Source organism: Stenotrophomonas sp. STEN147 (genome assembly GCF_056757995.1).
In genome coordinates this window covers 192,474-216,468 of sequence record NZ_JBRRCG010000004.1, presented here as the reverse complement: position 1 = coordinate 216,468, position 23,995 = coordinate 192,474, and the positions used below count along the sequence as shown (strand labels likewise).

At 67.6% G+C, this 23,995-nt stretch carries 16 protein-coding genes, 1 rRNA gene and 1 riboswitch; of the genes, 12 read left to right on the top strand and 5 right to left on the bottom strand.

Going from position 1 to position 23,995, the window contains the following annotated elements; all coding sequences use genetic code 11:
* Positions 1 to 98: ribosomal RNA gene (gene rrf / locus ACVOKU_RS07175) — 5S ribosomal RNA — on the top strand; the annotation flags it as partial.
* Between the two features lie 67 nt (positions 99 to 165).
* On the opposite strand, the gene ACVOKU_RS07170 is transcribed toward rrf, so the two are convergent.
* On the bottom strand, positions 166 to 1,020 hold the full coding sequence (locus ACVOKU_RS07170; RefSeq protein ID WP_481559502.1) for an alpha/beta fold hydrolase: 855 nt from the start codon (positions 1,018 to 1,020) through the stop codon (positions 166 to 168).
* Positions 1,017 to 1,979, bottom strand: a complete 963-nt coding sequence (gene hemH / locus ACVOKU_RS07165) for a ferrochelatase (RefSeq protein WP_481559501.1) — start codon at positions 1,977 to 1,979, stop codon at positions 1,017 to 1,019. The genes ACVOKU_RS07170 and hemH overlap by 4 nt, the downstream gene beginning before the upstream one ends.
* A gap of 166 nt (positions 1,980 to 2,145) precedes the next feature.
* Between hemH and ACVOKU_RS07160 the strand changes: the two genes are divergently transcribed.
* The 4 genes from ACVOKU_RS07160 (at position 2,146) to tatC (ending at position 4,589) form a co-directional block, all read left to right on the top strand.
* The gene (locus tag ACVOKU_RS07160) at positions 2,146 to 3,039 is read left to right on the top strand and encodes a lipid-binding SYLF domain-containing protein (RefSeq protein ID WP_053517681.1); all 894 of its coding nucleotides are present in this window, start codon (positions 2,146 to 2,148) and stop codon (positions 3,037 to 3,039) included.
* A 75-nt stretch (positions 3,040 to 3,114) separates the two neighbouring features.
* A complete protein-coding gene (gene tatA, locus ACVOKU_RS07155) occupies positions 3,115 to 3,342 on the top strand; it encodes a Sec-independent protein translocase subunit TatA (RefSeq protein ID WP_053517682.1) in 228 nt (75 codons plus the stop codon).
* Positions 3,343 to 3,357: 15 nt separating this feature from the next.
* Positions 3,358 to 3,843, top strand: a complete 486-nt coding sequence (gene tatB / locus ACVOKU_RS07150) for a Sec-independent protein translocase protein TatB (protein WP_481559500.1) — start codon at positions 3,358 to 3,360, stop codon at positions 3,841 to 3,843.
* A complete protein-coding gene (gene tatC / locus ACVOKU_RS07145) occupies positions 3,840 to 4,589 on the top strand; it encodes a twin-arginine translocase subunit TatC (protein WP_010482410.1) in 750 nt (249 codons plus the stop codon). Before tatB ends, tatC begins: the two co-directional genes overlap by 4 nt.
* A 73-nt stretch (positions 4,590 to 4,662) precedes the next feature.
* Here the strand turns inward: tatC and ACVOKU_RS07140 are convergent, their stop codons facing one another.
* The 3 genes from ACVOKU_RS07140 to ACVOKU_RS07130 are packed head-to-tail and all read right to left on the bottom strand — an operon-like array spanning position 4,663 to position 8,177.
* Positions 4,663 to 5,574, bottom strand: coding sequence for a BPSS1780 family membrane protein (locus ACVOKU_RS07140; protein ID WP_053517685.1), 912 nt, complete (start codon positions 5,572 to 5,574; stop codon positions 4,663 to 4,665).
* Between the two features lie 49 nt (positions 5,575 to 5,623).
* Positions 5,624 to 6,370, bottom strand: a complete 747-nt coding sequence (locus ACVOKU_RS07135; RefSeq protein WP_481559499.1) for a glutamine amidotransferase — start codon at positions 6,368 to 6,370, stop codon at positions 5,624 to 5,626.
* Positions 6,342 to 8,177 (bottom strand): GspE/PulE family protein, encoded by a 1,836-nt coding sequence (locus ACVOKU_RS07130; protein ID WP_481559498.1) that lies wholly within the window; start codon positions 8,175 to 8,177, stop codon positions 6,342 to 6,344. Before ACVOKU_RS07130 ends, ACVOKU_RS07135 begins: the two co-directional genes overlap by 29 nt.
* An 83-nt stretch (positions 8,178 to 8,260) precedes the next feature.
* Between ACVOKU_RS07130 and glyQ the strand changes: the two genes are divergently transcribed.
* The 7 genes from glyQ (at position 8,261) to ACVOKU_RS07095 (ending at position 23,925) form a co-directional block, all read left to right on the top strand.
* A complete protein-coding gene (glyQ, locus tag ACVOKU_RS07125) occupies positions 8,261 to 9,172 on the top strand; it encodes a glycine--tRNA ligase subunit alpha (protein WP_053517689.1) in 912 nt (303 codons plus the stop codon).
* Between the two features lie 84 nt (positions 9,173 to 9,256).
* Positions 9,257 to 11,332 (top strand): glycine--tRNA ligase subunit beta, encoded by a 2,076-nt coding sequence (gene glyS, locus ACVOKU_RS07120; protein ID WP_065181403.1) that lies wholly within the window; start codon positions 9,257 to 9,259, stop codon positions 11,330 to 11,332.
* Positions 11,333 to 11,508: 176 nt separating this feature from the next.
* Complete coding sequence (locus tag ACVOKU_RS07115) at positions 11,509 to 13,305, top strand: autotransporter assembly complex protein TamA (RefSeq protein WP_481559497.1); 1,797 nt, start codon at positions 11,509 to 11,511, stop codon at positions 13,303 to 13,305.
* The gene (locus tag ACVOKU_RS07110; protein WP_481559496.1) at positions 13,302 to 17,159 is read left to right on the top strand and encodes a translocation/assembly module TamB domain-containing protein; all 3,858 of its coding nucleotides are present in this window, start codon (positions 13,302 to 13,304) and stop codon (positions 17,157 to 17,159) included. Before ACVOKU_RS07115 ends, ACVOKU_RS07110 begins: the two co-directional genes overlap by 4 nt.
* A gap of 131 nt (positions 17,160 to 17,290) precedes the next feature.
* Positions 17,291 to 19,438 carry a S46 family peptidase gene (locus ACVOKU_RS07105; RefSeq protein ID WP_481559495.1) on the top strand — a complete coding sequence of 716 codons (2,148 nt, stop codon included), beginning with the start codon at positions 17,291 to 17,293 and terminating at the stop codon, positions 19,436 to 19,438.
* A 135-nt stretch (positions 19,439 to 19,573) separates the two neighbouring features.
* A complete protein-coding gene (locus ACVOKU_RS07100) occupies positions 19,574 to 23,032 on the top strand; it encodes a hybrid sensor histidine kinase/response regulator (RefSeq protein ID WP_481559494.1) in 3,459 nt (1,152 codons plus the stop codon).
* Between the two features lie 139 nt (positions 23,033 to 23,171).
* Positions 23,172 to 23,261: riboswitch (yybP-ykoY riboswitch) on the top strand.
* Positions 23,262 to 23,349: 88 nt separating this feature from the next.
* Positions 23,350 to 23,925 (top strand): manganese efflux pump MntP, encoded by a 576-nt coding sequence (locus tag ACVOKU_RS07095; protein ID WP_481559493.1) that lies wholly within the window; start codon positions 23,350 to 23,352, stop codon positions 23,923 to 23,925.
* Positions 23,926 to 23,995 lie beyond the last annotated feature (70 nt).

Here is a 23,995-nt window from a genome sequence, read left to right as displayed (position 1 = left end):
TGTGGAACCACCCGATCCCATCCCGAACTCGGAAGTGAAACGCAGCTGCGCCGATGGTAGTGTGGCTCAAGCCATGCGAGAGTAGGTCATCGCCAGGGTTTATACCCAAAAACCCCGCTGCTGACGCAGCGGGGTTTTTCTTTATGCGTGTCAGCAGCCGATGTTTCAGCCGGCGCTGCCGTGTCCCAGGAACGCCTGGATCACTGCCGCGATCTGCGCGGGCGCTTCCATATGCAGGTGATGGTTGCCCGGAAACACGGCCAGGCGCCCGTCGCGCAGGTGCTGCAGTCGCTCGCTGCGCATCGGCTCGGGATAGTACGACTGCGCGGGAGTCGCGTAGATCACCTGCGTAGGGCAGGCGATGGCGTGTAGCAGATTGTCGATCTGGCCCTCGCTGAGCCGGATGGCGGTGGGCAGCATCAGGCGCGGATCGCTGCACCAGCGATAGCCGCCCTCTACGGGTTCGACCCCGCGCTCGACCAGCAGGCGCGCGCAGCCTTCACTGAGCTGGTTGGTCATCATCCGCGCGCGGATCGGCGCGGCAAGATCGGGAAAGACCCGAAGCTGCTTGCGCGATAGCGCGCGCGTGGCAGTCACATGCTCACGCAGCCGATGCGCGGTGTCCTCTTCAGGTCCCCGCAGGCCACCCAGCGCTTCGATGGCGACCAGGCGTTCAATGCGGTCACTGACCGCCGCCGTCAGGCTGGCGATGCCCGCACCCATCGAATGGCCGAGCAGGCTGAAGCGCTCCCAGCCCAGCGCGTCGGCCACGTCAAGGACGTGGCAGATCGCGGCAGCGGTGGTGTAGCTGGCGCCGGCCGGGAGATGGGCGCTGTGGCCATGGCCAGGCAGGTCGATGGCCACCAGATCCAGATGGGGCAGATGCGGTGCGAGTGGCACGAAGCTGGCGGCGTTATCCAACCACCCATGCAGGGCCAGCACACGCTGGCCCTCCCCGTGATTGCGCAGGCCGGCCACGCGCGCGCCGCCGACCTCGAGTTCGAACCCCTGCAGGCTCATGCCAGCGAGGCCACGGCCAGCCGCGCCAACGCGCGCGCGTGCTCGGATCCATCGTTGAGACAGGGGATGTAACGCATCCGTGCGCCGCGTTCGGCGAGGGTTTCAGTGAATCCCATCTCGACTTCTTCCAGCGTTTCCAGGCAGTCGGTGGCAAAGCCGGGGCAGACCACGTCGATCTGCTTCACGCCGGCCTCGGCCAGCGCCCACAGGCTGGGTTCGGCATACGGCTGCAACCAGCGCTCGCGCCCGAAGCGCGACTGGTAGCCGAGCTGCCACTCGCTACGATCCAGGCCCAGCGCATTGGCGATCGCCTGCGCACTGGCTTCGCAGCGCTGCGGATAGGGATCACCGCCATCGGCCAGGCGCTGTGGAATGCCGTGGAAGGAGAACATCAACATCTGGCCACGGCCATGCGCCTGCCAGTAGCGCTGGATGGAGGCTGCCACGGCCGCGACCCAGTCGGGGTCGACCGAGTAGTCCTGTACCAGGCTGACCGTGATGGCCGGATTCCTGCGCTGCCAGGCATCGACGCGATCCTCCACCGATGCGGTGGTGGTGGTCGAATACTGGGGATAGAGCGGCAGCACGACGATGCGCCGCACGCCTTCCGCCGCCAGCCGGTCCAGTTCCGCGGTCAATGCGGGTTCGCCGTAGCGCATGGCATGGCGCACGCGCAGGGTCGGCAGCAATGCCTGCATGGCCTGCGCCAGCCGCCGGGTATGGACCATCAGCGGCGAGCCCTCGGGCAGCCAGACCTGGGCGTACTTGGCGGCCGAGCGGCCGCTGCGCAATGGCAGGATCAGGCCGCGCAGCAGCGGCTGCCACAGCAGCGCCGGAATCGAGACCACGCGAGGGTCGGACAGGAACTCAGCCAGGTAACGGCGTACGGCGGGGGCCGTCGGCGTCTCGGGCGTGCCTAGGTTGACCGCCAGCACGGCGGTATCGGGTGCGTCGAGCATGGGTCTCATTGTCGCCGATCTGCCGCTGTATCGGGATGCAGGATCTGCATCGCAGGCATAGTCATCTCCGATGCGGGACCGATGACGCTCATTGCCGATTCATCACAACACTACTAATTTCAGTCACTTGCTATATCTTCCTATGGACTGACTTCTGGAGCCTGCCATGCGTCGCCCGATCCAAGCCCTGCTGATCGCCGCCAGCCTGCTGTCCAGCCAGGCCATGGCCGGGCCGCAGGAAGACCAGCGCGCCCGCAACGCGGTGCGTGTGCTGGCTGAAATCCAGGAAATCCCTGAACAGGGGATTCCGGACAAACTGCTCGACGAAGGCCGCGCGGTCATCGTCATTCCCGACACGATCAAGGCAGGCCTGGTCATCGGTGGCCGCCGTGGGCATGGCCTGATGTCGGTCCGCATGCCCAACGGCGCGTGGTCCAACCCGGTCTTCGTCAAGCTCACCGGCGGCAGCATTGGCTTCCAGGCCGGCGTGCAGTCGTCGGACGTGGTGCTGGTGTTCCGCAACGACCGCAGCCTGGACAACCTGGTCAACGGCAAGTTCACCCTGGGCGCCGATGCCGGTGTGGCGGCCGGTCCGGTCGGCCGCAATGCGGCCGCGGCCACCGACGGCCAGCTCAAGGCCGAAATCTGGTCGTGGTCGCGTGCGCGTGGCCTGTTCGCCGGCGTCGCCCTGGACGGTGCGGTGCTGCAGATCGATGATGCCGCCAACCTTGACGCCTATGGCAGCAACACCACGCCGCGCATGATCTTCGAGGGCCGGGCAGCAGGCGCGCCGTCGATGGATGTGGTCGCCTTCCGTGATCGCCTGGAGGAGGCGACCTATGCCGCGCGCAACAACCGCGGTGGCAATGGTGGCACGGCCTCGCGTCCGGCTCCGGCGCCGACGGTCGCACCGCCGCCTGTTCAGGCAGCCCCGGCGGTCCCGGCGGAAGCCACCACCGCGCCCCTGCAGAACGTGCCGCAGAACCCGCCGCCACAGCAGCAGGGCTTCCAGCCGGTCAATGAAGGCGAAATCCGCACGGAGACGCTGGGCGGGAACTGACTTTCGTCACGCGCGCCGGCTAACGGCCGGTGCGCTATGCTCGACAGCCTGATCACTAACGTAACGAGCGTCTTTATGGGCAGTTTCAGCATCTGGCATTGGTTGGTCGTGCTGGCCATCGTCCTGCTGGTGTTCGGCACCAAGCGTCTGACCAGCGGCGCCAAGGACCTCGGTTCGGCGGTCAAGGAATTCAAGAAGGGCATGCGCGACGAGGACAAGCCGAACGCGCAGCTGGGCGATGAGACGCGCAGCCAGGACGCCTCGCGCACCGCGCAGGACGAGCACGACCGCAACGCACGCTGATCCGGAGCGGTCGCGGTGTTTGATATCGGCTTCAGCGAACTGCTGGTCATTGCGGTGGTCGCCCTGGTGGTGCTCGGTCCCGAGCGTCTGCCCAAGGCGGCCCGTTTTGCCGGCCTGTGGGTCCGTCGTGCCCGCAATCAGTGGGACTCGGTGAAACAGGAACTGGAGCGCGAACTGCAGGCCGAAGAGATCAAGCGGCAGATGCAGGACGTGCGGCAGGGCATGCAGGACACCGAGAACCAGTTGCGTGCCAGCGGCGAGGCGATCCGGCGCGAAGCCGCGCAGGCACAGCAGCAGGGTGATGCGCTGGCGCAGGAGACGCGGGCACCGGCGCCTGCGGAGCTGCCGCCGCATGTCAGCCAGGCACAGCAGCCTGCACCTCCCGCGTCCATGGGCGACGGCACTGCGGCCGATGCCGGCGGGGCGTCCGCTGCATCCGCAGCGGATGTAGACGACACCCGTCCGGTGCCAGCGTCGCAGAGCGAGGAGCGCGGCCGATGAGCGAACAGGATTTCGGCGAGAGCTCGCTGGTTGAGCATCTGGTGGAGCTTCGCGGCCGCCTGGTGCGTGCGCTGCTGGGCCTGGGCGTGGTGCTCCTGGCACTGCTGCCCTTTACCCAGAAGTTGTACAACGCGCTGGCCGAACCGCTGGTCTCGCAGCTGCCGAACGGCCAGACGATGATCGCCACCAACCCGGCCGGCGCCTTCTTCGCTCCGTTGAAGCTGACCTTCTTCGTCGCGCTGTTCGTGGCGGTGCCGTGGCTGCTGTACCAGCTGTGGGCCTTCGTCGCGCCGGGACTGTATGCCCGCGAAAAACGCCTGGCGGTGCCGCTGCTGGTGTCGTCGGTGCTGCTGTTCTACACCGGTTGCGCCTTCGCGTATTTCCTGGTGTTGCCGGCGGTGTTCCACTTCCTCACCACCTTCAGCCCCGATGTGATCGCGATCACTCCGGATGCCAACGCCTACCTGGATTTCGTGCTGGCGATCTTCTTCGCCTTCGGTGGCAGCTTCGAGCTGCCGGTGGCGATGGTGATCCTGGTGCTGCTGGGATGGGTGACGCCGCAGCAGTTCAAGGAAGGCCGTGGCTACGCGATCGTGGGCATCTTCGTGGTGGCGGCCGTGCTGACGCCGCCGGACGTGGTCTCGCAGCTGATGCTGGCGATCCCGATGTGCCTGCTGTACGAACTGGGCATCCATGCCGCGCGATGGCTGGTGCCGTCCTCGGTGGTGAAGAAGCCCGCCGCGTGATGCGGCAGCGCCGGGCCATACCCGGCATGGGTAGAGCCCGCCGGGCATGGCCCGGCGCTACCGTTGGGCGTGCTCAGGCGTGGAAGACGTCGTTCGCCGGCGGCGTGGCCGGAACCGGCGGAGCGCCACGGCTGCCACGGTGCACGAACATCTGCTTCCAGGCGGCATACACCGCGCCGACGTACAGCGGCATCACCACGGTGGTCAGCAGCAGCTGTGCGATGAACACGGCCACCATCTGCCCCCCCAGCAGCATCGCGATCTGGATCACGATCACGAACAGGATGTAGCCGCAGAAGGCGGCGATCACGCCGAGCACGGCGAACACCGCCATCGCCGCGATGTTCTCGATGCAGCCCTGCAGGCTCAGGCGCAGCGCGTGCATGCCGCTCTGCTTGTCGAACACCACCAGCGCTGGCTGGGTGAACATCGCCAGGGTCAGGGCGATGGCGGTCACGAACACCAGCAGCATCCACAGTGCGATGCGCGTGGCTGGCAGCTGGGCGACCAGTTCGGCGGCGGCTTCGGGGCTGACCTGCTGGTTGCTGCGGGCGATCTCTTCCATCCGTGCCATGACGTCGCTGAAGGCGGCGAAGCCTTCGCGACCGATCATCAGGTACAGCAGCACGCCCAGCAGCAGGACCACCAGCACCTGGATCGCCAGCGGCACCAGCAGGTGGCTGACGCGGTGGTCACGGATCGGCTGCAGCAGGTGGGTGACCAGACCGGGCCGGCCGTCGTCGATCTCGCCCATGGCGTACAGCATGCCGCCGAACATGATCGGCGAGACGGCCAGGGTCATCAGCTGCACGGCCAGACCGAGCGCGCCGGGCACCAGGGTGGACAGCAGGGTGACCACCCAGCTGACCAGCATCCAGGTCAGGCCGATCCGCGCCAGCTGCAGCGGTGCACGCCGGTACAGGGAGAACGTATCCAGCAACCACTGGGCGCCCGCCGAGGCCGGCAGCTTGCGAATCTCTTTCATGGACATCCGGAGAGGACAGAAGGGGAGCGGGCAGTACCCGCGCCGCCGATTATCCCTGTTTTGCCGCCGGCTGGGCTGAAGACTGCCGTGCCTGGCGGACGAAACGGCGCAGCAGCTGCCGGGCCAGGGGGGCGGCGCTGACCGCGCGCTGGATGCTGCGGGCGCAGCCACCATGGCGGCCGATGCAGTCGGCCCGCGCACGCACGTAGCCGCGCATGTGGTGGGTGGCGAACTCGGGATGGAACTGCACGCCCCACGCCTGCCGGCCCCAGCGGAAGGCATGGCAGCCATCCTGCGGCGACCGTGCCAGCACGGCGGCCCCCTCGGGGGCACGCAGTACGGTCTGCAGATGGGTGGCGTGTGCGGCGAAATGCTGCGGCAGCCCCTGGAACAGGGGGTCCTGTGCTGCCTGCGGCTGCAGCTCCAGTTCAATGGTGCCCGACTCGCGTCCTGCCGGGTTGTAGGCCACTTCGCCGCCCAGCGCATGCGCCAGCAGCTGGTGCCCGTAGCAGATGCCGAACACCGGCACGTCATCGTGGGCGGCCTGCCGCAGCCACGCGGCGCTGCGCTCGCTCCAGTCAGCGTGGTCGGTGACGAAAGCGGCCGAGCCGGTCACCAGCACCCCGGCGAACGCGCGCGGGTCGGGCAGGACGCCGCCGTGTTCGACATCGACCACCACCGTCTCGTGTTCTTCCAGGCCGGCGGCGACGCGGATCCAGTGCGGGAAACGCCCATAACGACGCAGCGAGGGCACTGGACGGCCGGTTTCAAGAATCAGGAAGGGCGCTGGGTTCATCCGGGGGCGGCAGGACAGACAGGACTTCCTCGATTGTAGTCAGCCCCTGCGCCACCTTTTCAAGCCCCGCCTGGCGCAGGGTCCGCAGGCCCTCGGCACGGGCGGCACGGCTGAAACCGGCCAGATCCATGTCGGCGCGGATCTGCGCGCGGAGCCGCGAACCCAATGGCAGCAACTCATACAGGCCGATGCGGCCGAGGAAACCGGTGCGCCGGCACTCCAGGCAACCGACCGGACGACAGGGCGTGGCGGCATCTGGATATGCGGCATGGCTATCAGCCAGTACCGCCCAATCGGCGGCACCGAGCGTGTGCGGCTGCTTGCAGTGCGGGCACAGGGTGCGCACCAGGCGCTGGGCGAGGATGCCGTTGACGGTGGAGGCCAGCAGGTAATGCGGCACGCCCAGGTCGAGCAGGCGGGTGATGGCCGAGGGTGCGTCATTGGTGTGCAGGGTGGACAGCACCAGATGGCCGGTCAGCGATGCCTGTACCGCCATCTGCGCGGTTTCCAGGTCGCGGATCTCGCCGATCATGATGATGTCCGGATCCTGCCGCAGCAGGGTGCGGACGCCGCTGGCGAAGTCCAGGTCGATGTTGGTCTGCACCTGCATCTGGTTGAACTCCGGCGCGATCATCTCGATCGGATCCTCCACCGTGCACACGTTCACGTCCGGGGTAGCCAGGCGCTTGAGCGTGGAGTACAGGGTGGTGGTCTTGCCGGAGCCGGTCGGGCCGGTCACCAGCACGATGCCGTGCGGACGCTCGACCAGGGCGTTCCAGCCGGCAGCCTCCTGCGGGCTGAAACCCAGCTGGTCGATGCTCTTGAACGTCGCATCCGGGTCGAAGATGCGCATCACGCACTTCTCGCCGAACGCTGTGGGCATGGTCGACAGGCGCATTTCCACCTCGCGCCCACCCGGTGACCGGGTCTTGATGCGGCCATCCTGCGGCCGGCGACGCTCGGCCAGGTCCATGCGGCCCAGCACCTTGATGCGGCTGACCACGGCGGTCATCACCGCCGGTGGCACCTCGAACACCTTGTGCAGCACGCCATCGATGCGGAAGCGCATGCGGCCCATGTCGCGGCGCGGCTCCAGGTGGATGTCCGACGCACGCTGCTCATAGGCGTACTGCAGCAGCCAGTCGACGATGTGCACGATGTGCTGGTCGTCGGCATTGACGTCGCCGGTGCGGCCGAGCTCGACCAGCTGCTCGAAGCTGGGCAGGGCGGTGTTCACCTCGCCGCGCACGTCGCCGCGCGCGCCACGCACCGAGCGCGTGACGCCGTAGAACTCCATGGTGTAGCGGTGCAGGTCCAGCGGATTGACCACGGCCAGCTCGATGCGGCGGCGGGTCAGGTGCTGCAGGTCGCGGCGCCATTCCTGTACCAGCGGTTCGCTGGTGGCCACCAGCACGCGTTCGGCGTCCACCGCCAGTGGCAGGAAGCGATGGCGGCGCGCATAGGCGTGCGAAACCAGGGCCGTGACCGCCGCCACATCGACGCGGGTCGGGTCGATGCGCAGGTAGCGGGTGCCGGTGCGCCGCGCCAGCCACTCGGTGAGGCGTTCCAGGGTCAGTTCGCCGCCGTCGCTGGCGGCAAGCTTGAGGTTGGACAGCAGTACCAGCGGATGGACTTCACTGGCGTTGCGGGCGCCCTGCGCGGAAAACCGCACGCGCTCGCGGTCCTGCCCGGCCACCAGGCCATCGGCCAGCAGTGCGGCCGAGACCTGTTCAAACAGCAGGCGGCCCCACGGCAGCGGTACCGCGCCGGGCTCGCCGGGCGTGCCCGCCGGCAGCCGATGTTCCATCTGCCTGCTCCTCCCGGGTACGGAATGCCCCGCAGGTCGGCCGTTATACTAGCGCACCCCCTTGCCGGCCAAGAATCGTCCGCATGTCCGCGACCCCGACCGTTCCGATCACCTTCCAGGGCCTGATCCAGACCCTGAACCAGTTCTGGGCCCAGCAGGGCTGCGTGCTCATCCAGCCGCTCGACCTGGAGGTGGGCGCCGGTACGTTCCACCCGGCGACCTTCCTGCGTGCGATCGGTCCGGAAGGCTGGAACGCGGCCTACGTGCAGCCCTCGCGCCGTCCCACCGACGGCCGTTACGGCGAGAACCCGAACCGCCTGCAGCGCTATTACCAGTACCAGGTGGCGATGAAGCCGGCGCCGGACAACATCCAGCAGCTGTACCTGGATTCGCTGCAGGCGCTGGGCATCGACCCGCTGGTGCACGACCTGCGCTTCGTCGAGGACAACTGGGAGTCGCCGACCCTGGGTGCCTGGGGCCTGGGCTGGGAGGTCTGGCTCAACGGCATGGAAGTGACCCAGTTCACCTACTTCCAGCAGGCCGGTGGCCTGGAGTGCCGCCCGGTGCTGGGCGAGATCACCTACGGTCTCGAGCGCCTGTGCATGTACCTGCAGAACTGCGACAACGTCTACGACCTGGTGTGGACCTACGGGCCGGACGGACAGCCGGTGACCTACGGTGACGTCTATCACCAGAACGAGGTGGAGCAGAGCACCTACAACTTCGAGCATGCCGACGTGGAAGAAATGTTCCACCGCTTCGACGCCTGCGAGCGCGAGGCGCAGAAGCTGGTCGAAGTGGGCCTGCCGCTGCCGGCCTACGAGCAGGTGATGAAGGCCAGCCACACGTTCAACCTGCTGGATGCGCGCCGCGCCATCAGCGTGACCGAACGCCAACGCTACATCCTGCGCGTGCGTGCGCTGGCCCAGGCGGTGGCCCGGGCCTACTACGAGCAGCGCGAGAAGCTGGGCTTCCCGGGCGCGAAGAAGGCCTGACGGCCGCTCTCCCACCCTGCTTTTCATCACCCCCGGGGCGCCGGACGCGTTGCGCGCTGCGCCCCCCACCACAGGATCGAACCGATGAGCCAATTGTCCCCCCTGCTGATCGAACTGGGCACCGAGGAGTTGCCGGTCAAGGCGCTGCCGGGCCTGGCCCAGGCGTTTTTCGACGGTGTTGTCGAAGGCCTGCGCAAGCGCGGCATCGCCCTGGACACGGGCGATGCACGCCCGCTGTCCACCCCGCGCCGGTTGGCCGTGCTGCTGCCGGGTGTTGGCCTGGAACAGCCGGAGCAGCACAGCGAAGTGCTGGGCCCGTACCTGAACATCGCGCTGGATGCCGAAGGCCAGCCGACCAAGGCGTTGCAGGGCTTCGCCGCCAAGGCCGGCATCGACTGGACCGCGCTGGAGAAGACCACCGACAACAAGGGTGAGCGTTTCGTGCATCGCGCGGTGACGCCGGGCGCGAGCACCGCCGATCTGCTGCCTGAGATCCTGCGCGAGGCCATCGCCGCCATGCCGATCCCCAAGCCGATGCGCTGGGGCGACCACCCGTGGGGCTTCGCGCGGCCGGTGCATTGGCTGGTGCTGCTGCACGGCAAGGACGTGGTCGCGGCCGAGTTGTTCGGCCTCAAGGCCGACCGCATGAGCCGTGGCCATCGCTTCCACCATGACAAGACCGTGTGGCTGACCCAGCCGCAGGACTACGTTGAATCGCTGCGCGCGGCCCATGTGCTGGTCGACCCGGCCGAGCGCCGCGCACGCATCGTCGCCGAGGTCGAAGCCGCCGCCGGCAAGGCTGGCGGCAGTGCGCGCATCACCGAGGACAACCTTGAGCAGGTGGTGAACCTGGTCGAGTGGCCCTCGGCAGTGCTGTGCAGCTTCGAGCGCGCCTTCCTGGCCGTGCCGCAGGAAGCGCTGATCGAAACGATGGAGATCAACCAGAAGTTCTTCCCGGTGCTGGATGACGCGGGCACGCTGACCGAGAAGTTCATCGGCATCGCCAACATCGAGTCGAAGGATGTGGCCGAAGTGGCCAAGGGCTACGAACGCGTGATCCGCCCGCGCTTCGCCGATGCCAAGTTCTTCTTCGATGAAGACCTGAAGCAGGGGCTGGCCGCGATGGGCGAGGGTCTGAAGACCGTGACCTACCAGGCCAAGCTGGGCAGCGTGGCGGACAAGGTCGCGCGCGTGGCGGCGCTGGCCGAAGCGGTTGCCGTGCAGGTAGGTGCCGATCCGGTGCAGGCCCGCCGCAGCGCGGAACTGGCCAAGAACGACCTGCAGTCGCGCATGGTCAACGAGTTCCCGGAACTGCAGGGCATCGCCGGTCGCCATTACGCGGTGGCGGGCGGAGAATCGCCGGACGTGGCGCTGGCCCTCGACGAGGCCTACCAGCCGCGCTTCGGTGGGGATGACATCGCGCTGTCGCCGCTGGGCAAGGTGCTGGCCATCGCCGAGCGTGTGGACACACTGGCCGGCGGGTTCGCGGCGGGCCTGAAGCCGACCGGCAACAAGGATCCCTTCGCCCTGCGCCGCAACGCACTGGGCCTGGCCCGCACGATCATCGAGAGTGGCTTCGAGCTGGACCTGCGCGCGCTGCTGGCCAGCGCCAACCAGGGCCTGGCGGCGCGTGGCGTGCAGGCCGATGTGGGTGAGCTGTACGACTTCATCCTGGATCGCCTGAAGGGCTATTACGCCGACAAGGGCGTGCCGGCCACCCACTTCAACGCGGTCGCCGAACTGAAGCCGGCGTCGCTGTACGACTTCGATCGCCGCCTCGACGCGATCGGCACGTTTGCAGCGCTGCCCGAGGCCGAGGCCCTGGCCGCCGCGAACAAGCGCATCCGCAACATCCTCCGCAAGGCTGAAGGCGACATTCCGGGCCAGATCGACCCGTCGCTGCTGCAGGAGGAGGCCGAGCGCGCGCTGGCCGAAGCCGTCACCGCCGCCATCGACGACACGGGCGCCAGCCTGCATCAGAAGGACTACGTGGCCGTGCTGGCCCGCCTGGCCCGCCTGCGTCCGCAGGTCGATGCATTCTTCGATGGTGTGATGGTCAATGCCGAAGACCCCGCACTGCGCGGCAATCGCCTGGCGCTGCTGACCCTGCTGGGCGAGCGACTGGGCAAGGTCGCCGCGATCGAGCATCTGTCGAGCTGAGTGGTCGCGCCGGGGCGCGCCCGGCGAGTGCGCGGTGTGGTACCGGAAGGAGCCACCGGGCATGGCCCGGCGTTACCGACATCATGCGGATGATGTCGGTAACGCGTATTTTGACCGCCACTTAACAACCGATGCCTGAAGGCGTGATGCATTTCGCATCGTCACGTTGGGTCGGTATGCTGTGCCGCATGCAGCCAAAGAAATACGCCCTGCCGCTGATGGTCCTGTCGCTGGTCACCACCTCCGTGGCCCACGCGCGCGGCACCATCGACAAGGTGGACATCAAGGGATTGGACAAGGGCGACGACGCCGCGATCATCGAGAACATCCAGGAATCGCTGACGCTGTACGACACGATCGGCAAGGAGCAGGGTGAATCGCGGCTGGAGTACCTGCTGTCACAGGCCGAGCGGCAGACCCGGCAGGCGCTGGAGCCGTTCGGGTACTACAACCCGGTGATCACGGTGGAGGCGCCGCGCCAGGACGAGCATGTGCAGGTGCTGATCCACGTCGACAAGGGCGCGCCGGTGACGGTGCGGCGCGAGCACATCGACATCACCGGCCCGGCCATGTACGACCAGTACCTGCAGGATGACCTGACCGCCTTCAAGCCGCGCAAGGGCCAGCGTTTCGAACATACCCAGTACGAAGCCAGCAAGATCACCATCACCCGCCGCCTGGCCGAGCGTGGCTACTTCGACGCCGATTACACCCAGCGCCAGGTACAGATCACCCGCGCCGACAACGCCGCGGACATCGACCTGACCTGGGACAGCGGCCGCCGCTACAACATGGGCCCGGTCCGGTTCGAGCAGGATTACTTCGTCGACAAGCTGTTCGATCCGCTGGTGTACTGGGAACAGGGCAGCTACTACCACGAAGGCAAGCTGGACCGGCTGCGCGAGTCGCTGACCAAGCTCGACTACTTCAGCGTGATCGACATCCAGCCGCGGCCGGACCAGGCCGACGACAATGGTGAGGTGCCGGTCGACGTCAAGCTGACCCGGGCCAAGCGCACGATCTACACCGCGGGCCTGAGCTACGGCAGCGAGAGTGGTCCCGGTGTGCGCGGCGGTGTCGAGCGGCGGTTCCTCAACAACCGCGGCCACAAGATGAACACCCAGCTGGACTATGCCCAGAAGCGCAAGAGCCTGGTGACCAGCTACCGGATTCCCGCGTTCGCCTGGCTTGATGGCTGGTATACCTTCGCCGCCAGCGCCTACGACGAGCAGACCGACTACATCGACCTGCGCAACTTCAAGCTGATCGCCAGCCGCAGCGGCGAGATCAACGAATACTGGACCGCGATCGCGTCGGTCAACGCGCTGCGCGAGCGCTGGCGCTATGCATCGGGTACCGAGTTCACCGACGCGGTCTACAATACCTCCACGCTGGTCTATCCGCAGCTGGTGGCCGACCACGTCAATGTCGATGACGAGATGTTCCCGCGCAAAGGCATCAGCGGCACGGCCACCGTGCGCGCGGGCGTTGAAGGCGCCGGCTCCGATACCAGCTTCGTGCAGGCCAATGCCGTGCTTCGCTGGTACGTTCCGGTGGGCGAAAGCAACCGGCTGATCCTGCGTGGCGAGGGGGGCACCACCTGGACCAGCGATCTGGTGGCGATGCCACCCAGCCTGCGCTACTTCGCCGGCGGTGACCGCAGCATCCGTGGCTATGCGTACCGCGAGGTGGGCCCGCGCACGCCCGCGCCGGACAAGTACGCGCTGGGTGCCAAGAACCTGGTGATCGGCTCGGCCGAGTACGAGCACTACTTCAACGGTGGCCCCTGGGGTGCGGCGGTATTCGTCGATACCGGCAGTGCCTTCGACAACACCATCGACCTGCATACCGGTGTGGGCTTCGGCGTGCGCTGGAAGTCGCCGGTGGGCCCGGTGCGCATCGACGTGGCCCACGGCCTGAACAACCCGGATTCGCAGTTCCAGCTGTATCTGAACATCGGAGCGGACCTGTGAGCACGCCCGCACAGACCCCGGGAACACCGCCGCCGCGCGTGCGCTTCTATCGCCGCCGCCGCTTCTGGGCATGGTCCGGCGTGGGCGTGCTGGGCCTGGTCCTGCTCGGCCTGCTGCTGCTGTACTGGCTGCTGCAGACCGTGGCCGGCCGTGACGTGCTGCTGGCGCAGGTGGTCGCGCGCCTGCCGGTGGGTGCCAGCTTCACCTGGGACAAGGTGGACGGACCGGTGGCCGGCCCGCTGACGCTCTACAACGTCGACTTCCGCTATGACGACATCCACTTCCATGCCGAGCGCGCGTACCTGGAGCCGGACCTGCGCCCGCTGCTGGGCCGCAAGCTGCTGCTCGACAGGCTGGAACTGACCAATGCCTCGCTGAACCTGGCCAAGAGCGAGGAGCCGTTCAAGCTGCCGTCGTGGCCGGACTCGCTGCCGCAGATCGAGATGCCGCTGGCCATCCAGGCCGACGCCATCGCCATCGACGGTTTCCGGGTGACCCAGGCCGGTGAACCGGTGATCGACATCAGCCGCGTGCGCGGCGGCGTGGAAATCGCCAACGGCGAGTTCCAGGCGCGCGCGCTGGTCGTGGACAGCGATATGGGCAACTTCACCGCCCAGGGCCGCTACATCCCGGCCAAGGACTACGACACCGACGTGACCGTCACCGCGGTGCTGCCGGCGCCGCGTGGGCGCACGGCCGCCACGCTCGGCCTGGTTGCACGGGGCAATCTGGCGCACATGGAAGTGGCCGTGGCCGGGCGCGCGCCCAAACCGCTGCATGCGATGCTGGTGTTTGACGGGCGGACCGATCCGAGCTGGAGCGCGACCGTGCGCAGCGACGAACTGGACCCGGCTCTGCTGTCGCCAGCGCTCGCGGGTTCGGCCATCGCGCCACTCGCGCTGGATTTCAGCGCCACCGGCAAGGGCGGCAACGCCCGGCTGCGCGGCACGGTGAAGCAGGGCGAGCAGGCGCTGGAGCTGGCGCCCTCGGTCATCTCGCTGCAGGACCAGGTGCTGAAGGTCTCGCCGCTGGTGGTGAAGGGACTGGGGGGCGAGGCACGCCTGGAAGGGACCGCTGATTTCAGCCAGGAAGACCAGCAGAAGCTCGATTTCTCGGTCATCGCCCATGATCTGACCTGGGTGCCGGCGGAGGATCCGAACACCGTCGGTGGCCCGCCCGTACCGGTGACATTGAAGGAAGCCCGGTTCGGCCTGGCAGGGACGTTGAAGGCATGGGCTGCGATCGGTCGTGCCGACGTGGAGCGTGAGCAGCAGAAGGCGCAGCTGCGCTTCGACGTACGCGGCAACGACCAGGCGGCCTCGATCCGCGAGCTGCAGGCGCAGACGCCCGGCGGGCAGTTGCAGGTGGAGGGCCAGGTGGCATGGGCACCGCAGCTGGACTGGGATGCCAAGGCCACATTGAAGGACTTCGATCCGGGCTATTTCATGCCTGGATGGAATGGCCGGCTGTCGGGCAACCTGGCGTCCAAGGGCCGTCAGCTGCCGCCGCCGGCAAATGCCCCGCCGGGTACTGCCGGCACGCTGGAAGCCACGGTCGATCTGCCGTCGCTGAAGGGCGTGCTGCGTCAGCGCAATCTCGATGCGCAGGGCAAGTTCGCGCTGCAGGGCGAACAGGGCCAGGGCGAGCTGAAGCTGGCCGTCGGCAGCAGCCGGGTCACCGCCTCGGGCAAGGTGGGCGACCGCCTGGACATCGACGCACGTTTCGAACCGCTGCAGCTGAGCGACCTGCTGCCTGGCGCCGATGGCGGCCTGCGCGGGCAGGTACAGGTGACCGGCCCGCGTGACGCACCGGACATCACCGCGGACCTGGTCGGCAACAACCTCAACTGGGATGGCTATGGCGCCGAGAGCCTGAGCATCAAGGGGCGACTGCCGTGGCGTGGCGACAGCGGCACGCTGGCCGTGCAGGGACAGCAGGTCAACGCCGGCATGCTGCTGGAACGGTTGAACATCGATGCGCAGGGCAGCGTGTCGAACCTGCGCCTGGCGGCACAGACCCGCAACGAACTGGGCGCGATCGACCTGCAGGGCAGCGTGCGCCAGCAGGGCCAGCAATGGCGGGGCGAACTGGCTTCGCTGCGTATCGCACCGGTGAAGGGCGATGCCTGGGCGCTGCGCGCGCCGGCCGCCTTCGTCATCAACAATGGCAGCTACACGCTGGCCGAGGCCTGCCTGGCCGCCGCCAGCAGCGGGGCGCTGTGTGCGCAGGCGAACTGGCCGCGCGAGGGCCTGGTGGTGCGCGGCGATGCGTTGCCGCTGGCACTGGTGCAGCCGTGGCTGCCGCCGCAATCCGGCCGTCGCATCTACCTGCGCGGCGAGCTCGGTCTGGATGCGCAGATCCGGCCGCGCGGCAATGCGTGGGAAGGACACGTCGAAGTGCGTTCGCTGGAGGGCGGGGTGCGCCTGGGCGAGAACCGCAATGTCGGTGGCGACAGCACCCGGGGCGAACTGGTGCGTTATGACCAGTTCTCGCTGAAGCTGGACATGACCCCGGCCAGCATCAAGGGCTATCTGGGCATGGGCTTCCAGGGCAACGGCTTCGTCGATGCCAGGATGCAGACCGGCTGGGAAGCCAGCGCGCCATTGAATGGTGAGCTCTACCTCAACATGTCGCGGCTGTACTGGCTGGAGCTGTTCTCGCCGGACATCGTGCGCCCGACCGGCCTGATCGAGGGCCACGTCAGCCTGCGCGGTACCCGTGGCCAGCCGTCGCTGGGCGGCGACGCGCAGCTGAGCAATTTCAAGGGCGAATTCCCCGCGCTGGGGCTGACGTTCGACCAGGGCAAGGGAAGCTTCGTCGCCCAGCCCGACGGCTCGGCCAAGATCACCGCGCAGGCCAACTCGGGCCAGGGCACGCTGTATGTCGATGGCGGCCTGTCCTGGTTCGGTGATGCGCAGCCGCTGCAGCTGAAGATCCACGGCGAGAACGTGCTGGTGTCCAATACCAGCGAACTTCGCATCGTCGCCAACCCCAATCTGGACTTCACCCTGGCCAAGGCCGCGATGGAGCTGCGTGGCACCGTGCATGTGCCGGAGGCGGACATCGATCTTGAGCGGCTGGATCGCGGCACGTCGGTTTCCGAAGACGTGGTGGTGCTGGACCCGGCCGATCCGGAGGAATCGCGCACCTCGCCGCTGGACATGGACTTGACCGTCAGCCTGGGCGACAAGGTGAAGATGACCGGCTTCGGCCTGAAGGGCGCGCTGACCGGCAAGATGCAGGTCTGGGCCAAGCCCGGTCGCGAGATGACTGCCAATGGCGGGCTGGAGGTCAGTGGCCGCTACAAGGCCTATGGCCAGGACCTGACCATCACCCGCGGCAACCTCAACTGGAACTACAACGCCGTATCCGACCCGCGCATCAACATCCGCGCCGAGCGCCGGATCGGTGATGTCACCGCTGGCATCGACGTGACCGGCCGTGCGCAGCAGCCGCGTGCGGACGTGTGGTCCGACCCGGCGATGTCGCAGTCCGAAGCGCTGGCCTATCTGGTGCTGGGCCGCAGCCTCACCGGTGCCAGCAGCGACCAGGCCCAGCAGGTCAATGCAGCCTCGGCCGCACTGTCGGCCGGCAGCGGCCTGCTGGCGTCGCAGCTGGGGGCCAAGCTGGGCCTGGACGATGCAGGCGTGAGCCAGTCGCGCGCGCTGGGCGGATCGGTGATCGGCGTGGGCAAGTACATCTCGCCCAAGCTGTATGTGGGCTATGGCGTATCGCTGGTCGGCGCCGGTTCGGTGATCACCCTGAAGTATCTGCTGCGCCGCGGTTTCGACGTGGAAGTGGAATCGAGCACGGTGGAAAACCGCGGCTCGATCAACTGGCGGCGGGAGAAGTAACCCGCCGCCAACGACCGGTAGCGCCGGGCCGTGCCCGGCGGGCGCCGCGCACGGCCCCCAACCATCGGCCGTTGCCCCTGCCGGCCCCAGCGGCTATGGTCCCGGGCTGTTCTGTCGTACTGGATCGCCTCATGTCGCCACGCAAAACCCTTCCCGCCGCCCTGGCCCTGGGCCTCACCCTCGCTGCGGGCGCCCACGCCGATGAAGGCATGTGGATGCCGACCCAGCTGCCGGAGCTGGCCAAGCCGCTGCGCGCAGCGGGCTTCAAGGGCGATCCGGCCGACCTGGCCAACGTCACCGCACCGCCGCTGAGCGCCGTGGTGCGGGCCGGCGGCGGCACCGGTTCGTTCGTTTCCGCCGACGGACTGCTGCTGACCAACCACCATGTGGCGATGGGCGTGATCCAGTACAACAGTTCGCCCGAGCACAACCTGATCGACAACGGCTTCATCGCCCAGGGGCGCGCCGACGAGCGGCCGGCCAATCCGGACTTCCGCGTGCTGGTCACCGTCGGTTTCGACAAGGTGACCGATCAGGTGCTGGCCAATGCCCGCGGCAAGACCGGCCGTGCGTATTTCGATGCGGTCGATGCGGCCAGCAAGCAGATCGTGGCGGAGTGCGAGAAGGACGGCAGCGTGCGCTGCTCGGTGGCCAACATGTACTACGGCACCGATTTCTACCGCATCGCCCAGCTGGAACTGAGCGATGTGCGCCTGGTCTACGCGCCGCCGCGTGCGATCGGCAACTATGGCGACGAGATCGACAATTTCATGTGGCCGCGCCATACCGGCGATTTCACTCTGCTGCGTGCCTATGTCGGCAAGGATGGCAAGCCGGCCGCGTACAGCAAGGACAACGTGCCCTATCAGCCACCGGCGCACCTGAAGATGTCCGTTGAAGGTCCGAAGGAGGGCGATTACGCGATGCTGGCCGGTTACCCGGGCATCACCTACCGCCACCGAACCGCGGCCGAGTTCGCCAGCCAGGTCGATGCGGTGTTGCCGCGCCGGGTATCGGTGTTCCAGCAGATGATCGACACCATCGAGGTGGCAACTGCCAAGGACGCGCAGGCGCGTACCCGTTACGCTTCGCAGCTGCAGTCGCTGAAGAACAACCGCAAGCGCGCCGCCGGTGAGCTGGAAGGCCTGCTGCGCAGCGATGCCAAGGCGCAGCGCGCTGCCGACGAGTCGGCCATGCTAACGGCCACCGACCGCCGGTACCGGAGTGACATCCAGGCGTTGCTGGCCAATCTCTCGCAGGGTGCGGCGGTGGGTGAGCGCGACCTGCTGCTGGAGCAGATGGCCAACCAGAGCCAGCTGCTGCGCTCGGCGCTGCTGCTGGAACGCCTGCGCATCGAGTCGGCCAAGCCGGATGCACAGCGCGAAAGCGGTTACCAGCAGCGCGACCAGGCGATGATCGAGGGCGTCCTCAAGCAGGTGCAGCGTCGGTATGCAGCGGAGGTCGAGAAGGCCCTGCTGACCACCCTGCTTACGCGATACCAGCAGTTGCCGGACGCGCAGCGCGTGGCCGAGTTCGATGCCGCCTTCGGCCGCACCCCGGCGCAGCTGGCGCAGGCGCTGGACACGCTTTACGCCAGCACCCGGCTGGGCGACGAGGCGCAGCGTCTCTCGCGCTTCGCCGCTGCGCGCGAAGGCAAGGCCCTGGCACCCGATCCGCTGATCGCAGTGGCCGCGCCGCTGGTGGCGGCGCAGCTGCGCATCGAGAACGAGAGCAAGACCCGCGAAGGCGAGCAGCTGCGCCTGCGCCCGGCCTACATGCAGGCGCTGTTCGCCTGGCGTGCCAAGCAGGGCCGCGCGGTGTATCCGGATGCCAACCGTACCCTGCGCATCAGCTACGGCAAGGTCGAGGCACTGCACCCGCGTGACGGCGTGACCTACTCGCCGGTGACCACGGTGGCCGGTATCGTCGAGAAGAACACCAACGCCTATCCCTTCGATGCGCCGGCTCCGCTGCTGGCCGCCATCGCCAAGGGCGATTTCGGCAGCACGGCCGATCCGGCCCTGAAGACACAGACCGTCAACTTCCTGACCAACCTCGATACCACCGGCGGCAACTCGGGATCGCCCGTGCTCAATGCCAAGGGTGAACTGATTGGCCTGAACTTCGACAGCAACTGGGAATCGGTCAGTGCCAGCTGGTGGTTCGATCCACGCTACAAGCGCGCCGTGCACGTGGACATGCGCTATCTGCGCTGGCTGCTGGCCAAGGTCTACCCGGCGCCGGAACTGTTGAAGGAAATGGGCGTTCCGGCCCAGTAAGACGCCGGCCACGACCCCGGTCGTGGCCCGCACCGCGTAGGCCCCCCACGCCGGTGGGGGGTGTTGCCCCCAACGAGCCCGTACGTCTGGCCACCTCTGGCCTACACTGCGGGTTCCTCTGACGGAAACGCGCGCGTGGTCTCCAGCTGGATCCTGCTGCTGGTCTCGGTTGCCTATGCCGCACTGCTGTTCGGCGTGGCATGGTGGGGCGACCGTCGGCCGATGTACCCGGACCGGCCCTGGCTGCGGCCGGTGGTCTACAGCCTGGCGCTGGCCGTGTACTGCTCGTCCTGGACCTTCTATGGCGCGGTGGGCACCGCCGTGCGCAACGGTATCGGCTACCTGCCGATCTACATCGGGCCGCTGCTGCTGCTGCTGTTCGGCTGGCGCATCATCGAGCGCCTGGCTCTGATCGCCCGCAGCCAGAACGTGGTCTCCATCGCCGATTTCATCTCCTCGCGCTTCGGCCGCTCGCGGCGCCTGGCCGCGCTGGTGGCGATCATCGCCCTGATCGGCATCGTTCCCTACCTGGCCCTGCAGTACAAAGCGGTGGCGATGAGCCTGCAGGTGCTGACCGGCAACACCGGCCCGACCGGCTTCTTCAGCGATCCCGCACTGTATGTCGCCCTGCTGATGGCCCTGTTCGCCACGCTGTTCGGCACGCGCCAGGTGGATGCCACCGAGCATCACCACGGCATGATGCTGGCGATCGCGCTGGAATCGGTGATCAAGCTGCTGGCGATGCTCGCCGTTGGCGTATTCGCCTATGTGTGGCTGACCGACCGCACCGATGCGGTGGTCGAGTCGGTGCATACGCTGTTCACCGGATTGCCGCCGGTGGGATTCATTTCGCAGACCCTGCTCAGTTTCCTTGCCATCGTCTGCCTGCCGCGCCAGTTCCATGTCGCGGTGGTGGAATGCGGCGATGTACGCGACGTGCGCCGTGCACGCTGGATGTTCGGTGGTTACCTGGTGCTGATCTCGGCGATGGTGCTGCCCATCGCCACCGCGGGCGTCACGTTGTTCGGCACCGGCGGCAGCGTCGCCGACGATGCGATGGTGCTGGCGCTGCCGCTGGCCGAGGGCCGCAACGCTCTGGCGCTGGTCGCCTATGTGGGTGGCTTCTCTGCCGCCACCGGCATGGTCATCGTCTCGTCCATCGCGCTGGCCACCATGGTCAGCAATGATCTGGTGATGCCGGTGCTGCTGCGCCGCAGTGGCGATCACCAGGAAGCAGCCGACGTGGCCTCGCGCGTGCTGTGGATCCGCCGCCTGGCGATCCTGCTGCTCGCGTTGATGGCGTACAGCTACTACCGCAGCAGCAGCAACGACAGCACCCTGGCGTCCTACGGCCTGATGGCGTTCGCCGCGGTAGCGCAGTTCGCACCGGGCCTGATCGGCGGCCTGTACTGGCGTGGCGCCAGCCGCCGCGGCGTGGAAACCGGCATGCTGCTCGGCTTCGCCACCTGGCTCTATACCCTGTTGCTGCCGGCGATGACCATGGCGGGATGGGTCGACGCCGGCTGGGTCCAGCAGGGCCCGTTCGGCATCGAATGGCTGCGCCCGCAGCAGCTGTTCGGCATGACCGGCTGGGATCCGCTGACCCACGGTACCTTCTGGTCGTTGCTGGTCAATGCAGCAACGATGATGCTGGTGTCCGCACGCTGGCGGCCGGGGGTGGACGAGCGACTGCGTGCTGCGCCCTTCCTCGATCCGTACGCCGAGCGCCCCTCGGTCGCCGGCGGTTGGCCCGGCCACGTGCATGTGGGCGACCTGCTGGCGCTGGCCTCGCGCGTGGTGGGCGAGCGTCATGCGCGGCGTTCGTTCTTCGAGCAGGCGCAGTCGCTGGGCCGCGAACTGCAGTCTTCCGCGCCGGCCGACCGGCCCTGGGTGCAGTTCACCGAGCGCCTGCTGGCCGCGTCGATCGGTGCCGCCTCCGCGCGCCTGCTCCTGACCAGCCTGCTGCGCGGCTCCGGCATGGACCTGGGTGAGGTGGTGGCGGTGTTGGACGAAGCCGGGCAGGAACTGCGCTTCAACCGCGAGATCCTGTCCACCACGCTGGAAAACATCAGTGCAGGTGTCAGCGTGGTCGATCCGGACATGCGCCTGACGGCGTGGAACCGCCGCTACCAGGACATGTTCGGCTACCCCGACGGCATGCTGTACGTGGGCCGCCCGGTGGCCGACCTGATCCGCTACAACGCCGAACGGGGCGAGCTGGGCGAGGGCGACATCGAGGTGCAGATCAACCGCCGCATCGGCTACATGCGCGCCGGTTCACCGCACGTGTTCGAGCGCACGCGCAGCGATGGCAAGGTGATCGAGATGCGTGGCCAGGCCTTGCCTGGCGGCGGCTATGTGACCAGCTACAACGACATCACCGATTACAAGCACGCCGAGAAGGCGCTGCTGGAAGCCAACGAAACGCTGGAACAGCGCGTCGCCGAGCGCTCCCACGAAGCTGAAGCCGCCCAGCAGTCGAAGACCCGCTTCCTGGCCGCGATCAGCCATGACGTGCTGCAGCCGCTCAATGCCGCGCGCCTGTTCGCTTCGGCGCTGCGTGACAGCGTCCATGTGAGCGACGAGCAGAAGCATCTGGCCGAGCGCGTGGATGCCTCGCTGCGCGCGGCGGAGGAGCTGCTGGATGGCCTGCTGGACGTATCGCGGCTGGATGCAGGTGGGTTGCATCCGGTCATCGGCGAGTTCGACGTCAGCGCGCTGATGCGCGAGCTGGCCGCACAGTACACGCCGGTTGCCGCCGGCCGTGGCCTGCGCCTGGATCTGTTCGCGCGGCCGGCATGGGTGCGCAGCGACCGGCGCCTGCTGCGGCGTGTGCTGCAGAACTTCCTGGCCAACGCGCTGCGCTACACACGGCAGGGCCGCATCGTGCTGGCCGTACGCCACCGGGGCGAGGAAGTGGAACTGCAGGTGTGGGATACCGGCCCCGGCATCCCGGAGCATCACATGCGGCAGATCTTCGATGAGTTCCATCGCTACCAGCAGCCCTTCGACTGGGGCGAGCAGGGTCTGGGCCTGGGCCTGTCGATCTGCCAGCGCATCTCGCGCCTGCTGGACCATCGGCTCAACGCACGCAGCCGCGTCGGCAGCGGGTCGATGTTCTCGATCATCCTGCCGCGCGTGGCGCCTCTGCCGGGCTACACCGAGCCTGCCGCGGCGGTCCAGGCGGCCGCCGCGCCGGTGCGCAGCGATTCGCTGGCCGGCCTGCGCGTGCTGTGCGTGGACAATGACGAGGAAATCCTCGACGGCATGCGTGCGCTGCTGGGTCGCTGGCAGGTGCAGGTGATCACCGCCGCCACCGTCGATCAGGCGCTGGAAAAGATTGCCGAGCGCCCGCAGGTGATGCTGGTGGATTACCACCTGCATGACCGCATGGATGGCCTGGACGCACTGGTGGCACTGCGCGAGGCAGCGGGCTATCCGCTGCCCGGCGCCCTGCTCACTGCCGATGGTCGCGATGAGCTGAAGCGGATGGCGCGCGAGCGGGGTTATCGGGTGCTGACCAAGCCGATCAAGCCGGCCTCGCTGCGCGCCTTCCTGGGCGCGCTGCGCGATGCCGGCAGCAACGAAGCCTGATGGGCAACGGTAGAGCCGAGCCCATGCTCGGCGCCATGCGCAGTGCGGCGCTGATATAGCCATCGCTATACAAACCAGCCCTGCCTGCGCGTTTCACCAGAAATGTGCCACACGCGAATCGCGATGCTAAGCTTCGCGTCCCCTTGGGGAGTAGCCGGATTCCTACGCAGGAATCGTCCACGTCAACATACTCGGCCAGTGCGCCGTGGCGTGGACAACCATGATGGTTGGCGAGACCAGCGGCCCGCGCGCGCAACGTCAGGTTGGGCGCGAGCGCAGGCCGTGCGTCCGTCCAAGCCCGACCTCAGCAAGCACACATGTCCCCCATTTCGATCCTCCTGATCGGCTTTGCCATGTCCACCGATGCCTTCGCCGCGGCGATCGGCAAAGGTGCGGCGATGCGCAAGCCGGTGTTCCGCGATGCATTGCGTGCCGGCATCATCTTCGGCGTCATCGAGGCGATCACGCCCATCATCGGCTGGTTGCTCGGCCGCGCCGCCCTGCAGTACGTCGAAGCCTTCGATCATTGGATCGCCTTCGGCCTGCTCGGCGCGCTGGGCATCCACATGATCTACAACGGCCTGCGTCCGGATGAGGGTGAAGAAGATGAAGACCCCTCGCAGCACCACGGCTTCTGGAAGCTGGCGCTGACGGGTTTCGCCACCAGCATCGATGCGATGGCGGTGGGTATCGGCCTGGCGTTCATGGATGTCCATATCGGCGTGATGGCGGCGGTCATCGGCCTGTGCACGCTCACAATGGTCACCGTCGGCATCATGCTCGGCCGCGTGCTGGGCAGCATGGTTGGCAAGCGTGCCGAGATCATTGGCGGCGCGATCCTGCTGATCATCGGCGCGACGATCCTGTACGAACACCTGCGCGGCGTGGGCTGAGCAGGGGCTACCTCTAGAGCCGAGCCCGTGCTCGGCTCTACGTCAGGGTGTTGGCTGACAGGCATTGCGG

Coding starts and splice junctions, on each gene's coding strand:
- ACVOKU_RS07170 (WP_481559502.1), bottom strand. CDS start 1,020: ATGAGCCTGCAGGGGTTCGAACTCGAGGTCGGCGGCGCGCGCGTGGCC.
- hemH (WP_481559501.1), bottom strand. CDS start 1,979: ATGCTCGACGCACCCGATACCGCCGTGCTGGCGGTCAACCTAGGCACG.
- ACVOKU_RS07160 (WP_053517681.1), top strand. CDS start 2,146: ATGCGTCGCCCGATCCAAGCCCTGCTGATCGCCGCCAGCCTGCTGTCC.
- tatA (WP_053517682.1), top strand. CDS start 3,115: ATGGGCAGTTTCAGCATCTGGCATTGGTTGGTCGTGCTGGCCATCGTC.
- tatC (WP_010482410.1), top strand. CDS start 3,840: ATGAGCGAACAGGATTTCGGCGAGAGCTCGCTGGTTGAGCATCTGGTG.
- ACVOKU_RS07140 (WP_053517685.1), bottom strand. CDS start 5,574: ATGAAAGAGATTCGCAAGCTGCCGGCCTCGGCGGGCGCCCAGTGGTTG.
- ACVOKU_RS07135 (WP_481559499.1), bottom strand. CDS start 6,370: ATGAACCCAGCGCCCTTCCTGATTCTTGAAACCGGCCGTCCAGTGCCC.
- ACVOKU_RS07130 (WP_481559498.1), bottom strand. CDS start 8,177: ATGGAACATCGGCTGCCGGCGGGCACGCCCGGCGAGCCCGGCGCGGTA.
- glyQ (WP_053517689.1), top strand. CDS start 8,261: ATGTCCGCGACCCCGACCGTTCCGATCACCTTCCAGGGCCTGATCCAG.
- glyS (WP_065181403.1), top strand. CDS start 9,257: ATGAGCCAATTGTCCCCCCTGCTGATCGAACTGGGCACCGAGGAGTTG.
- ACVOKU_RS07115 (WP_481559497.1), top strand. CDS start 11,509: ATGCTGTGCCGCATGCAGCCAAAGAAATACGCCCTGCCGCTGATGGTC.
- ACVOKU_RS07105 (WP_481559495.1), top strand. CDS start 17,291: ATGTCGCCACGCAAAACCCTTCCCGCCGCCCTGGCCCTGGGCCTCACC.
- ACVOKU_RS07095 (WP_481559493.1), top strand. CDS start 23,350: ATGTCCCCCATTTCGATCCTCCTGATCGGCTTTGCCATGTCCACCGAT.